Origin of the sequence: Serratia proteamaculans (assembly GCF_949794035.1) — a bacterium.
Lineage (GTDB): Bacteria > Pseudomonadota > Gammaproteobacteria > Enterobacterales > Enterobacteriaceae > Serratia > Serratia proteamaculans.
Genome location: NZ_OX461105.1, coordinates 1,440,634 through 1,454,199 on the forward strand (window position 1 = coordinate 1,440,634; position 13,566 = coordinate 1,454,199).

A 13,566-nucleotide genomic window follows, 5' to 3' on the forward strand; every position below is an offset into this window, starting at 1 on the left:
AGGTTTAACCGCGCATTAACTGTGCTACCGCCTGCTGCAAATAACGCAGCAACGGCGGGGTCAGCCAGGTGCCCTCGGTGAGCGTTGGCTCCCGCTCCATAGCCTGGCGAATTTTCATTTGGGTGGCAGGATCGGTACCGGCATAGGACTGGAACAGTTCCAGCCATTGCGCCGCCAGTTGTCTTGCTTGTCCGGACTCTGCTGGCACACCCTCATTCAGTGCCTGATGGAATTGGGCGATCAACGCCGGCCATTCCTGCAGGCGGGTAAAGTAGTGTTGACGTACATAGGCATATTCTTCTGCCGACAGGTATTTCTGATAGATCGAAAGCTTGGTTTCGGCAAATGCCCGGGTCACATAGTCAGTCATCGCCGGGGTGATACCGGTTTGTTCGCGCATTGAGGGTTCATCGGCATGCATGGCGTTAAGCCGGGTGAGGAACGCCGGGTTGCCCGCAGTATCGCGTTCCAGCATCAGCATCCAACGTCGGGCCAGAGCCTGCGCCTGCAGTGCTTGCGGTGCCACCCCGCTGTCGATCAACTGACGGATACTGCTGACCAGTTCGCCCCATTCCTGATTACGTAGCGGATCGGCCTGATAGAAGGGCAGTTGCGCCAGCTCGTCTGCGGTAAAATATTTATCGTACATGGTCATTAACTCCAACGTAGTCAGCCAGTCGTTCAGTTCCGGTTCATCCCCGGCGGTGAGCTGCGCATGCATATGCTGCAGACGATCGCGTAGCGCGGCGGTCTGCACCAGTTGCTGCTCCAACATGGTAATTTGCTGCTCAATCACCGTGGTCAGTGCGATGCCTGAGCGAGCCAAAATTGCCCCGACTTCCGCCAGCGTAACTCCCATGCGGCGCAGCGCCTGAATATGGTGCAAGCGGGTGATGTCAGCCCGATTATATAAGCGATACCCGGCGTCGGAACGCGCAGAAGGAACCAGCAAACCAATGTTGTCGTAATAATGCAGCGTCCTGACGGTGATGCCGGAACGGCGGGCCAGTTCGCCAACTTTTAATTGCATGAGTGTGCTCCTCCCTTGTGCGTGCAGGAATACTAAAGCCTGACGTGACGTGAGGGTCAATAGGCGGGATGAGGATATTTTCGGGGGAAGTTGCGGTATCTCAGAATGGCAAAAGCCCAGCGGTATGGCTGGGCTTTGCGGGTCCCTTAAAGGGAAGGTATAACATAAGGGCCTTTTCGGCTACGGCAGTAATCTTATCTGGTTTGCTTGTTTTGTCAACAGATTGAGCGTTATGCCAGCACCATGTTTCGAGCATTAATTGATTTGATTACCGCTCGTTGTATCTCGGCAACCAGTTCTCGATGCAAGCATTGGATGAGAAATCCTCGTTCCTTACGTGCCCTGTTAAGACGTTGGCGGCTCACCTGTTGCACCAGATCTCCTTTGGCCCAACGTGTTTGTGGATGAAAGAATCGCATGTCTTCAATGACTTCATCGGCAATCTCAATATGCATACCCCGGCTAAGCTTGCTGATATCTTTGGTGGTCGACAGCGGTACAATAATGCAAACGTTACCGTTGATTTTTCCATTGAGTACCACGATAAGTCGATTTTTCACCATTTCAGGTGGAATGTGACCATTATAAAAATGGGGCAAGTGGGTAGGGACAACGGGTACAGGATAATTGCCATAATTGCATTCGAGTATTTCCCCGACCTTAGGGGCAAAATTGATGGGCATATAAACTCTCCTTGTTACGCAAAAACTATCTGACCGAACTGAATGGTAATAATGAGTCTGTTGCCAGGCCGGAGAAAGGGATTGGTAGGAGTCTATGGGAGGAGAAGATTAAAAATGCGAGCTCCTACGCAAGAGCTCGCAAACAACCTGCTGAGTTACCAGCCTTTTACGGCACCGCCGTTAAAGATTTTCTCGGCGGCTTTGGCCACTTCATCCGACTCGTAGGCCTTGATGAAGTTTTGTACGTTCGGCGCATCCTTGTTGTCTTCACGCGTCACGATGATATTGGTGTACGGCGAGTTCTTGTCTTCGATGAAGATGCCGTCTTTGGTTGGCGTCAGGCCGGTCTGGTTGATGTAGGTAGTGCTGATGACGGCCACGGTGACTTTGGGATCGTCCAGCACCTGCGGCAACTGCGCTCCCTCCAGTTCCATAATCTTGTAGTTATGCGGGTTGGCGCTAATATCCAGCGAAGTCGGCAGCAGTCCTTTACCCTGTTTGAGCGTAATCAGACCGGTTTTTTCCAGCAGCAGCAGCGCACGGCCGAGGTTGGTAGGATCCAGCGGGATGGCAATTACCGCGCCGTCCTGCAGCTCTTTCAGCGATTTGATTTTTTTCGAATAGCCGGCCATCGGGAACACGAAGGTATTGCCCACTGCGACCAGCTTGTAGCCGTGATCTTTATTCTGCTGTTCGAGGAACGGCCGATGCTGGAAGACGTTGGCATCCAGCTCGCCTTTGTCGGTGGCGTCGTTGGGCAGCAGCGAACCACTGAAACCGACCAGTTCAACCTCCAGCCCGTACTTCTGTTTCGCGACCTGTTTGGCAACCTCCGCCACGTCCTGCTCTGCACCGTTGATTACCCCGACCTTGATATGATTCTGATCGGTTTTTTGTTCACAGCCTTGCAGCGCCAGTACGGCGGCGAAAGCCGCCAGCAGAGGGGTGAAACGCCAGCTTTGAGTCATCGACTTCTCCCTGAAAAAAACAATTAAATCAGTTGGTTTTGTGCTGTTAGCTAAGCCTGAACCTGTGGGGAAGTCAAATGCTTGCTCAGCACAAAGGCTTCTAGCTAATAACAGGAAGTTTTATCGCGCACTTTTATTTTGCTCGCAGTACCACGATGCCCGGCGTGGCCAGCACGTAATCCATAAAGGGCGAGTCCACCACCTGCATATTTTCTTTGCGCGAAGAGGCGTTACGCAGCACCGGGCCGTTTTCGGTCATGATATAGATGCCGGTATGGGTGACGTCCAGCCCTGGCAGATGGGTGTAAATGCCGATGTAATCGCCGGTGTGCAACTGGGCCAGCACCTTGTCGTCGATAAAATCGCTGGGCAGATAGGTAATGCTGCGCTGAACGTTTTTCAGACCCGGCAGATAGCTGCTGCCATCCGCTTTTTGGTTCAGGTTTTTCACCAACGTTACGGTGTGTGGGCTAAGCGTGGCGGTGATGTCCGTTGCGTTAGTTTTTGCCTGATGCGACCAATCGCTGAAGAAATGTTTGCGGTGCTGGAAGTTGATATCGCCGTTGGCGTAGCGGATGTTAATCAGCCGCTGGACAAAGTCTGTCTGGTTCTCAGCCTGGCGCAGGGCATCGACATAATCAATATAGGTAAAACAGTCCAGGCCGCGGAAGTCGATCACCAGTTTTTCCGGCGTATCCTGCGAGCCAACCAGCATATTGGCAACGTAGGGCGTACCGAGGAAGGGCCGGGACAGCAGATCGATCATGCGAGCGCTATCCTGCTGCTGCTCTGTCGGCGCGGCGGCGCGCAGGGCGAGAAGCTGATTGAGTTTGTTTAACGTGTGGTTATCCATGCTGGCCTTGAGATCTGCTGGTGGGGTAGTGATGGGTTCAGGCGTTTGCCCAACCTGAATTTTATCGGTACAGCCGCTAAGCGCAATAGCCAATATCAATGAAACAACCTTGTACATTTTACCCTCCAATGGTTTCGGCACGTTATCATACAAATGATAACAGTTCTCACCATGGCCAGGGTGGTTAATAGTTAAACATAGCCTCAACGTTTGGCTAACGCTTAATAACCGATTTCACTGTTAAACGGCAGGTACCAGAACAGGGCGATCTCGTGATCGGCGATATCCGGCTGGGCGCGATACAACAGGTGGTCGATGCCGCCGAGGATAAACCCAAAGCTTTGGTAGCAGCGGCAGGCGGGCAGATTGGTATTCTGCGTTTCCAGCATCAACCCGGCGGTTTCCTGACGTTGCGCCCATTGCCGCGCAGTTTCCAGCAGTGCGGTGGCGACACCCAAACGGCGTACGTGAGCGCTGACCACAATTTCCTCAATCAGCGCGTAACCGTTCCAGTTATTGCTCAGCGTGATGTGGCCAACCGGCTCGCCGCGATGGCGGGCCAGAAAGGTTTCGCTTTCGTCATTGACGAACGGGGCCAGCGGGTAGTTCTTGCGAAAGGGGGTAACCGGCAGCAGCGGCCAGTTGTCGATCGGCGCGTCGAACACCGGCTGGGCGTAGTGGGCGATATGAAAGCTAAAGTCACAGCCGGTCAGGTAGCCGTCGGGTAAACGGGTGACCGGGGCAATCTGGATCGCCTGGCTCATGGGGCAAGCTCCCTCAGCAAACGCGCCGGGTTCCCGGCATAGATCCCTTTACGGGTGATATTTTTGGTGACCACCGCACCGGCACCAATCACCGCACCACTGCAGATGTTCACCGACAGAACCGTGGCACCGGAGCCGATGGAAACGTGATCGCCAATCTGCGTACGACCCCAACTCGTTGAGTCGGCATTGGGGGCGCCATCTTTAAACAGATCGTTGGCGAAGGTGACGTTGTGGCCGATAAAGCAATCCGCGCCAATAATGACATATTCACAGATGAAACTGTGCGACTGGATTTTGCTGCGGGCGCCAATGCTGACGTTTTTCTGGATCTCGACAAAGGGACCGACAAATACCCCATCGCCAAGTTTACAGCCATACAGATTACAGGGCTGAACGACGGTGACATTTTGACCGGCGTCGACATCGACAATACCGGCCTGAAGAACACGAATGGCGGATGACATGACATTCCTCACGGCAGTGACGCAGGGGGGAATTATAAAACAAACTGTCGCCACGTCTGTGCTTTCCGAACGCTTTTTCAGCGAAAGACTATAATTAGTACAGGGGAGAGAGCCCCGTGGCCGCAATCCTCGTACGGTTAGCAATCCGTCAGAGGGGTAAATTCGTTCGCCGATCGCGACCTACGGCGATGAAGGAGGTGTCTCATGGTTAGTCATGTTTGGGGACTTCTGGCGCATCCAAGCACCGAGTTCGAACACATTAAAAGCGAGAACGAAAGCGTCTCGCACCTTTACACCCACCATGTGCTGTTGCTGGCGTTGATCCCGGTAGTCTGTGCCTTTATCGGCACCACCCAACTGGGCTGGCTCTCCGGCGAAGGACAGGCTATCCGGCTCGATATGTTCACCGCATCCTATACCGCGGTCGCTTTTTACCTGTTGATGCTGGCGGGTGTAGCCATTATGGGGAAAGTGATCCACTGGATGGCAAGGCGTTATGAAGTGCGCCCTAGTCTGCATCGCTGCATGGTGTTTGCCGGTTATATCGCAACCCCGATGTTCCTCAGCGGTATTGTGGCGCTTTATCCCGTCGTGTGGCTGTGTCTGTTTGTTGGCGTGATTGGCCTGTGCTATTCGGGCTATCTGCTGAATCTGGGCATCCCGCACTTCCTGAATATTGACAGTAAGGAAGGGTTTATCTTCTCCAGCTCCACCTTTGCCATCGGTATCCTGTTGCTTGAGCTGCTGCTTGGGGTCACGGTACTGCTGTGGGGGTATGGTTCCTGGTTGTTCTGAAATCTGTTTTGATAAAGCCCCTCACGCCGGTCTGGCGTGAGGGGCTTTTGCTATTCAGGATTGGCGAAATACCAGCATCACGCCAAGCAGAATCGCCGCCATTCCCAGCATGCTAACGGCAGCCAGCGCGTGGCCGAGCAGCAGGTAGTCGAGCAGGGCGGTTACCGCCGGGATCAGGTAAAACAGGCTGGTGACTTGCACCAGATTGCCGCGTTGGATCAGCCGGTACAGCAAAAAGGTCGCCAACACCGAAATCACTACCGCCATCCACAGCAGCGGTACGATAAATGCTGCACTCCAATCGACCCGCAGTGGTTCAAAGGGTAACACCAGCGTACACATCAACAACCCGACGGCGTACTGCAACGGCAACACGGCCAGCGGCGCTTGGGCCAGGCCTTTTTGCAGCAGCGTACCGGCGGTCATGCAACCCAGCGCGACAAAGGCACACAGCATGCCGAGCAGCGAAAAATGCGCAATCATCAGGCTTTGATACACCACCAGCGTTAACCCAGCCATCGCCAGCAGCAGCCCAAGGCCGCGCAGCCCGGAACAGCGGCGTTCGGTAATGAACTGAGTGAGGATCGGCTGAACGCCAAGCAGCGTCGCCAATACGCCGGGAGTAATGCCCTGTTCCAACGCCAACAGATAACATATCTGGTAACTGCCGATCATCAGCAGCCCGATCAGCGCCACGCGGCGGCGGGTGCCGGGCACGGGCAGGCATTGCCGTTGCCACAGGCCGATCGCCAATAGCAGTGCCAGCGCGATAGCGCAACGGAAGAACAAAAAGGCAAAGGCGGAGGCATGCTCCAGTCCCCAGCGAGAGAAAATAGCGCCGCTGCTCCAGAGCAGGACGAATAGCGTTGCCAGGCCGGCGTTGGCCCATTGGGAAATAAATCGCATTTGGTTTTCACCTGTCGTGAAAGTAACAAACTCCAGTACGCCCGGCGGTCTTCGCCTGAACGTAAATCAATTAAAGCTGGAGGTGAGAATTCGGTTTGGCTTAGCGCACAACCACAGAGCGTGGCGGGTAAGCAGCAACCGCAGAGACGACAGAGAAAACGGCGGGTGGGGCAGAGGATGCGCACAGCAGAACGACGGCCGGAAGGCACGTGTTCGCAGGATCTTTCATGTGCGCAAACTGAGTCATTGATATTCCTGAACGCAGGGAGTGATTAACTATTCCAAGATAGTGAAATCCAGTGGGCTGTGCAACATAAAACTAACAAAGTATCCGGCCAGTGGCCTGGCCCCCGAATGACGGGGGCACTGGCTGAAAGAAATAACATTACTGGTTATTGTCGGCCCAGTGTTTGCGCTTGCTGGTTTTGCCCAGGCCCGGGTTAAAGCTGTTGGTCGGGTCGGCAGAGCGGTAGAACGCCTGCAGATCGGGCTTGGCCGGGTAGAGGTGGCCGACGTTATGTTCCGCCGGGTACTCCGCGCCGCGCTGGTCGAGGATCGCCAGCATTTTTTCTTTCAGCGCATGGCTGTCGACGCCTTTTTTCACCACATAATCCTGATGGAACACGTGGCACATAAAGTGGCCGTAATACAGCTTGTGCACCAGTTGGCTATCGATTTCCGGCGGCAGGGTTTCGAACCAGTCGGTGTCGTTGCGGCGCAGCGCGATATCCAGCGCCAGAATATCTTCAACTTTATCGGCATGCACTGCATGGTAACGCACGGCAGCACCGGCGGCGGCAAAACGGTGCAGGAAGGCTTTTTTGCCTTCGTCCGGGGTGCAGGCGAAGAACTCGCCATCGGCCTGGGCAAAGTACTGGTTCAGGTACTGCTGCGCTTCTTCAACGCCCGGACCGGCCATTTTCAGCAGCAGGTGATGTTCAAAGCGTTCGCGGTACTCTTTCATCCGTTTCGGCAGGTGGCTGGGGGCCAGATGGCTAAGCCCCTGCATCAGCCGATCGGTCAGGTTGTGCGGCAGCAGCGGCAGCTTGTTGAGGCTGGCGTCCATGCGGCCTTTCAGGGTGAAAAAACTGGGCATCTGATCGGTGCCCAGTTTGTCGATCATCATAAAGGTATCTTTGCCGTACACTTCAGCGATATCAAAAATATCCCGGTGCATGTACTCGCCGGCCACCGGCAGGTTGTCGAATTGGCTGAGCATATGACGACGCAGTTCGGTTAAGACGGCGGTGTTGTTGGTGCCGATATAAAACACCTGCTCTTTACCTTCTTTCTCAAAGGTGTCCAGCCGCACGGCAAATACCGCCAGCTTGCCGGCACAGCCGGAGGCTTCGAACAGACGGCGTTTATCGGCATTGAATCGGGATGGAGTATCGGCATCGACGTCGCGCACCCGGCTGGCATATTCGTTGTCGGAAGCACGCAGCTCGCTGTGCTCGACATCTTCCGGGCGATAGTCACCTTTTTCCAAGCGGGTGAGGATCTCCTCCGGCGTATCGCCGAGTTTAATCCCCAAATGGTTCACCAGCCGCAGTTGGCCGTCTTCACCCAACTGGGCGTACAGCGCCATTTCGGTATAGGCCGGTCCGCGCTTGACCAGCGAGCCGCCGGAGTTGTTGCACACGCCACCGATCACCGAAGCGCCGATACAGGAGGAACCGATCACCGAATGTGGCTCGCGCCCATAGGGCTTCAGGAGTTTTTCCAACTGATTGAGGGTACTGCCTGGGAAACCGACCACCTGTTTGCCGTTGTCCAGCACCTGCACGTGATCGAGCCGCAGGGTGCTGATAATGACGACATCACGGTCGTAGTCATTGCCGCTGGGCGTTGAACCCTCGGTCAGACCGGTGTTCGCCGCCTGCATGATGACAATTTTGTCGGCGGCGACGCAGGCCTCCAGCAGTTGCCACAGTTGCAACAGGCGCGTCGGGAACACCACCGCCAGCGCCTGACCAACCCCAGAGCGGAAGCCTTTGCGATAACGTTCGGTGCTACGTTCGCCGGTCAGCAACTGCGGGCCGCCGACGATACTTTTGAGCTGATTGAGAAACGCCTGGTGGGTCGCGCTGGTGGACTGCGTCATGCCGATCTCCCTGTGGTACCCGTCGTCTTTCAAGCCGCGCGTTGTTGGCGGCAACCTGAAATTGGTAGGGTAATCATTTAATGGTTTATTAACTTGCCAGCCTAATAGCTTATTAACTTAGTAGTTATCCGCGTAACCGGCCTGGCGCTCTTCTTCACGCAGCGTCAGGATTTCCACGCCGTCGGCGGTGACGGCCACGGTGTGCTCCCATTGGGCCGACAGCTTTTTGTCGCGAGTCACCACCGTCCAACCGTCTTTCTTTTGCTTAATCCGGTGGTCGCCCTGGTTAATCATGGGTTCGATGGTAAACACCATGCCTTCCTGCAGCACCATGCCGGTACCCGGCTGGCCAAAGTGCAGTACCGCCGGCTCTTCGTGCATATCCCGGCCGATGCCGTGACCGCAGTATTCACGCACGATGCTGTAGCCGGCCTGTTCGGCGTGCTGCTGAATCGCATGGCCGATGTCGCCCAATGTCGCCCCTGGCTTAACCACCCGGATGCCTTGCCACAGCGATTCATACACGTTATTCACCAACCGCTTGGCCAGCGGTGTGGTCTGGCCGATGCAGTACATCTTGCTGGAGTCGGCGATGTAGCCGTCGTTTTCCAGTGTGATGTCGACGTTAACGATCATGCCGGAACGCAGAATTTTGCTGACCGACGGAATGCCGTGGCAGATTACGTCGTCAATCGACGTATTGAGCACATAAGGAAAATCGTACTGCCCTTTGCTGGCCGGGCGCGATTTCAGCTCATTGACGATAAAGGCCTCGGCGCGGTCGTTGATCTCCATGGTGGAGATGCCCTCGACAATCACCTTATCGAGCATAGCAAATACCTGCGCCAGCAGGGCGCCAGAGTGACGCATTTTGGCAATCTCTTCCGACGTTTTGATCACAATCTCTTTCACCCGATAATCTCCTTCAAGGTCAGTGCATTATCTTTCATCATTTTTTTTACCAGTTGCGGGTAGGTCAGTTCCGGATGGAACTCCGCCAACATGCCGATTTTGATCCAGTATTCCGCCTGCGCGTTGATCGAGCGCGTCATCGTCAAACTGGCGAGGCGCAGATCGTCATGCAGCGCGTCTGAAATTTTTACTATGCCCATAGGCTGCTCCATAAGCGATTTATATACGAAGTGTATATGGTTTGGATGGTGCGAATTTTGCTTTCTGTGGCATAGGAAGATTCCGGGTCACAAGGATTGCCGCCGTCGGGCAATGCGTTTATTGTGATAAACGACTTTTTTGCACTGATTTTTCAGAAGGATTTAGGGCGTGAGCAAATTACGTGTTGGGGTGATCTTTGGCGGTAAATCGGCGGAGCATGAGGTTTCGCTGCAGTCGGCAAAAAACATTGTGGATGCAATCGACAAAGACAAGTTTGACGTCACGCTGCTGGGGATCGACAAGCAGGGGCAATGGCACATTAACGATGCGTCCAATTACCTGCTGAATGCGGAAAACCCGGCGCTGATTGCCTTGAACCGCTCAAATAAAAATGTGGCGCTGATCCCCGGCCAGGAAAAGCAGCAGTTGATCGAGTCAGGCAACGCCGGTGCGCTGGGCCAGCTCGATGTGGTGTTCCCCATTGTGCATGGCACGCTGGGGGAAGACGGTTCGTTGCAGGGACTGTTGCGGATGGCCAACCTGCCGTTTGTCGGTGCCGGCGTGCTGGGTTCAGCGGTTAGCATGGACAAAGACGTCACCAAACGCCTGTTGCGTGATGCCGGGTTGGCGGTGGCGCCTTTTGTGACGCTGACGCGCAACAACCGCGCTAAATACAGTTTTGAACAACTCAGTGAACGCCTGGGGCTGCCGCTGTTTGTGAAACCGGCGAACCAGGGCTCTTCGGTAGGGGTCAGCAAGGTGCAGGATCGCGCCGGCTATGAGGCTGCGGTGGCGCTGGCGTTCAGCTTCGATCATAAAGTGCTGGTGGAATCGGCGATTGTCGGCCGTGAGATCGAGTGCGCGGTATTGGGTAACGATGAACCTCAGGCCAGCCTGTGTGGCGAAATCGTACTGAGCGACGCCTTCTATTCCTACGACACCAAATACATCAATGAGCAGGGCGCTCAGGTGATAGTGCCGGCGGCGATTACGCCGGAAGTGAGTGATAAAATCCGCGATGTAGCGCTGAAAGCATTCCGGGCGCTCGAGTGTTTCGGTCTGGCGCGTGTCGACGTGTTCCTGACGCCAGACAACAACGTGGTAATCAACGAAATCAACACGCTGCCGGGCTTCACCAATATCAGCATGTATCCCAAACTGTGGGCCGCCAGTGGCGTCAGCTACAGCCAACTGATCACCCGCCTGATTGAACTGGCGCTGGAGCGTCATCAGCAGGACCGTGCGCTGAACAGCTCGGTGTTTGATCGGTAAACGGGCATAAAAAAAGAACCAGGTTGGTGGCCTGGTTCTTCTATTTTCGGCTCTGAAAGAGAGCAGTATTGCATGTACTTGTCATCCGCTTTTCAGTGTACCCGGTGTTTTGTTTGATTACAAATTGTGCAGCCTGCTTTATAATCAATGATGATGACAGGTGTGTCGGAGTAGTGCAAGACGGGTGGTGAATCACAAACGATTTCCATTGGTCCCAACTGGATACGGGTGGTGCTGTCCGGTTTGCTCCCACCCAAAGGTGTGCTGCATGTACTTGTCATCCAACGGGTACTCACCGTAAGGGGCTACCCAAGAGCAATTACGGTGAAGTGCGCACCCTCCGTCACAAGGAGTGTGTAAAGTGATAACTGCAAGTCTGGTTCTATTGACGTTACAGACAGTTCTTGTCTGTTTGCAAATTATCGTTGTCATCAAGCAACTGACTCGTCGTCCATAGGGAAATGGCGGGAACTTAATCAAGAGCTGAGTTAACCACTCAGCTCTTTTTTGAAGCTGATTTCTTACTTCACTGTCACATCAATATCGCCAAAATACTTCTTCGCCAGCTCACCCACGGTGCCTTGCTGTTTCACTTTTACGATCGCCTCATTCAGCTTTTTCTTCAGGGCGTCATCACCCTTACGCAGACCGAAGGCAATGCCCTCACCGAGGATCTTGTCGTCGCTGACTGCATCGCCGACAAAGGCGAAACCTTTGCCGTCAGGGTGCGCCAGAAAACCGCTTTGCCCTGACGGTGCCATGACCAGCGTCGCGTCGAGACGCCCGGCAGTCAGGTCGAGATAAGCCTGGTTCTGATCCTGATAGGACACCACGTCTACACCCTGCGGTGCCCAGTGGGCCTTGGCGTAAGTTTCCTGAATCGAGCCTTGCAACACGCCAACGTGTTTGCCCGCCAGCGAGGTGGCGTTTGGTAGCAAGCCGCTGTCGGCCTTGGCGATCAGGCGGTTCGGCACCTGATAGATTGAATCGGTAAAGTCTATCGCCTGACGACGCTGGTCGGTGACGTTCATCGCCGAGTTGATGGCGTCGAACTTGCGTGCCTTTAGCGCCGGGATCAGGCTGTCGAACGAGGTTTCGACCCAACTGCATTTTAACTGGGCGGCGGCACACACCGCGTTGCCCAGATCGATATCAAAGCCTTCCAGCTTACCGCTGGCAGATTTGGATTCGAACGGGGGATACAGCGCTTCCAGGCCGAAGCGCAGGGTATTTTCCGCCGCCAGCGTGGAACCGGCGGCCAGCAGGCAGCCTGCGGCGATCAACGTTTTCAGTGATTTCATAGTCGAGCCCTTTTCCCATGGTCAAAGCAAAAATAAATGCGTTATACCTGACACAGACGGCGTGCGCCTTCCAGCAGGGTCTCATTATCTTTAGAAAAACTCAGTCGGATGATGCCGGTATCAGTGCCGTCGCTGTAAAACGCCGACAGCGGGATAGTCGCGACCTTGGCCTCACGGATCAGACGCACCGCAAAGTCATTGTCACTTTCGCTGCTGAAACCGCTAAAGCGGGCCAGCATAAAGAAACTGCCACGGCTGGGCAGTAATTCAAAGCGTGAATCTTGCAGCGCGCTCGCCAGTAAATCACGTTTCTGCTGATAGAAGGCCGCCAGTCCCAGATAACTTTGCGGGTTGCCCAGCGCTTCGGCGAAGGCGTACTGCATCGGCGTATCGGCGGAAAACACCATAAACTGGTGCACCTTGCGGATTTCGTCCATCAGCGCCGCCGGTGCCATGCAGTAACCGACGCGCCAGCCGGTCACGTGGTAGGTTTTGCCAAACGACGAAACGATCACGCTGCGTTCAGCCAACTGAGGGTGGCGTGCCATGCTGTGGTGAATATCACCGTCGAACACCACGTGTTCGTAGACCTCGTCGGACAGGATGACGATATCGGTATTGCGCGTCAGGGCGGTCAGACGTTCAATATCATGTTCGCCGAATACGCTGCCGGTCGGGTTGTGCGGGCTGTTAACGATGATCATCCGCGTTTTGCTGTTGATGGCGGCGGCGACTTCGTCCCAGTCAATATGCAGGTCCTGCAGCGACAGTTTGATCGCTACCGGTGTTGCGCCTTGCAAGCGTACGATCGGCGCATAGCTGTCGAACGCCGGTTCGAAATAAATCACCTCATCGCCCGGATGCACCAGCGCGCTGATGGCGGAATACAATCCTTCGCTGGCGCTGGCAATGACCGTGATTTCTTCGTCGGCGTCATAGCGCGCGCCATACAATCGTTCAAATTTGTCTGCCAGCGCGGTACGTAATGCCGCCACGCCGCTCATCGGTGCGTATTGGTTATGACCTGCGCGCATGGCTTGCGCCACCGCTTCAACCAATTGAGGTTCACAGGCGAAGTTCGGTGCCCCCTGCGACAGATTCAGGGCCTGATGTTCGGCGCTGAGCTGGCCGATAACGGTGAAAATCGTGGTGCCGACGTCCGGCAACTTCGAGCGGTGTGAGCAGGCGCTCTGCATGAGTGGCTCCAGGGGAAACAGGGGAAGTATGGTTTGATTAAGCATCACTGAGGGTAGGCCAACAAGGGAAAGTTTGTCATACTCGCCATGCATCCAGATCATGGCTTGAGAGGC

Annotated in this window: 14 protein-coding genes; 2 read left to right on the top strand and 12 right to left on the bottom strand. The window is 54.9% G+C overall.

Going from position 1 to position 13,566, the window contains the following annotated elements; genetic code table 11:
• Window positions 1-4: 4 nt before the first annotated feature.
• The 6 genes from QOT07_RS06770 to QOT07_RS06795 form a co-directional block, all read right to left on the bottom strand.
• Window positions 5-1,030 (bottom strand): MerR family transcriptional regulator, encoded by a 1,026-nt coding sequence (locus tag QOT07_RS06770; protein ID WP_283602765.1) that lies wholly within the window; start codon window positions 1,028-1,030, stop codon window positions 5-7.
• A gap of 230 nt (window positions 1,031-1,260) precedes the next feature.
• Window positions 1,261-1,713 carry a type II toxin-antitoxin system PemK/MazF family toxin gene (locus QOT07_RS06775; protein WP_283602767.1) on the bottom strand — a complete coding sequence of 151 codons (453 nt, stop codon included), beginning with the start codon at window positions 1,711-1,713 and terminating at the stop codon, window positions 1,261-1,263.
• 155 nt (window positions 1,714-1,868) lie between these two features.
• Entirely contained in the window at window positions 1,869-2,681 is an 813-nt protein-coding gene (locus QOT07_RS06780; protein ID WP_099065205.1) for a MetQ/NlpA family lipoprotein, read from the bottom strand.
• Window positions 2,682-2,814: 133 nt separating this feature from the next.
• On the bottom strand, window positions 2,815-3,651 hold the full coding sequence (locus QOT07_RS06785; protein ID WP_283602768.1) for a DUF1460 domain-containing protein: 837 nt from the start codon (window positions 3,649-3,651) through the stop codon (window positions 2,815-2,817).
• Between the two features lie 104 nt (window positions 3,652-3,755).
• On the bottom strand, window positions 3,756-4,298 hold the full coding sequence (locus QOT07_RS06790) for a GNAT family N-acetyltransferase (RefSeq protein ID WP_099065207.1): 543 nt from the start codon (window positions 4,296-4,298) through the stop codon (window positions 3,756-3,758).
• Window positions 4,295-4,765, bottom strand: a complete 471-nt coding sequence (locus tag QOT07_RS06795) for an acyltransferase (protein WP_283602769.1) — start codon at window positions 4,763-4,765, stop codon at window positions 4,295-4,297. Before QOT07_RS06795 ends, QOT07_RS06790 begins: the two co-directional genes overlap by 4 nt.
• Before the next feature lie 204 nt (window positions 4,766-4,969).
• Here QOT07_RS06795 and QOT07_RS06800 point away from each other — a divergent pair, with 204 nt between their 5' ends.
• Complete coding sequence (locus tag QOT07_RS06800; protein ID WP_099065209.1) at window positions 4,970-5,560, top strand: Yip1 family protein; 591 nt, start codon at window positions 4,970-4,972, stop codon at window positions 5,558-5,560.
• A gap of 54 nt (window positions 5,561-5,614) precedes the next feature.
• Here QOT07_RS06800 and QOT07_RS06805 read toward each other — a convergent pair whose 3' ends face one another.
• The 4 genes from QOT07_RS06805 to QOT07_RS06820 all read right to left on the bottom strand — a co-directional run bounded on the left by QOT07_RS06805 (window position 5,615) and on the right by QOT07_RS06820 (window position 9,682).
• Window positions 5,615-6,466 (bottom strand): DMT family transporter, encoded by an 852-nt coding sequence (locus QOT07_RS06805; RefSeq protein WP_099065210.1) that lies wholly within the window; start codon window positions 6,464-6,466, stop codon window positions 5,615-5,617.
• A gap of 385 nt (window positions 6,467-6,851) precedes the next feature.
• Window positions 6,852-8,570 carry a D-lactate dehydrogenase gene (gene dld, locus QOT07_RS06810; RefSeq protein ID WP_283602770.1) on the bottom strand — a complete coding sequence of 573 codons (1,719 nt, stop codon included), beginning with the start codon at window positions 8,568-8,570 and terminating at the stop codon, window positions 6,852-6,854.
• Window positions 8,571-8,687: 117 nt separating this feature from the next.
• A complete protein-coding gene (map, locus tag QOT07_RS06815; protein WP_283602771.1) occupies window positions 8,688-9,482 on the bottom strand; it encodes a type I methionyl aminopeptidase in 795 nt (264 codons plus the stop codon).
• Window positions 9,479-9,682 (bottom strand): ParD-like family protein, encoded by a 204-nt coding sequence (locus tag QOT07_RS06820; RefSeq protein ID WP_099065213.1) that lies wholly within the window; start codon window positions 9,680-9,682, stop codon window positions 9,479-9,481. Before QOT07_RS06820 ends, map begins: the two co-directional genes overlap by 4 nt.
• 169 nt (window positions 9,683-9,851) lie before the next feature.
• On the opposite strand from QOT07_RS06820, the gene ddlA reads away from it, so the two are divergent.
• A complete protein-coding gene (gene ddlA / locus QOT07_RS06825; RefSeq protein WP_099065214.1) occupies window positions 9,852-10,955 on the top strand; it encodes a D-alanine--D-alanine ligase in 1,104 nt (367 codons plus the stop codon).
• Window positions 10,956-11,476: 521 nt separating this feature from the next.
• Here ddlA and QOT07_RS06830 read toward each other — a convergent pair.
• Window positions 11,477-12,256: an ABC transporter substrate-binding protein gene (locus tag QOT07_RS06830; RefSeq protein ID WP_261427157.1), complete on the bottom strand. Its 780-nt coding sequence runs from the start codon at window positions 12,254-12,256 to the stop codon at window positions 11,477-11,479.
• A gap of 41 nt (window positions 12,257-12,297) precedes the next feature.
• Window positions 12,298-13,452 carry a pyridoxal phosphate-dependent aminotransferase gene (locus QOT07_RS06835; RefSeq protein ID WP_261415573.1) on the bottom strand — a complete coding sequence of 385 codons (1,155 nt, stop codon included), beginning with the start codon at window positions 13,450-13,452 and terminating at the stop codon, window positions 12,298-12,300.
• Between the last annotated feature and the right edge of the window lie 114 nt (window positions 13,453-13,566).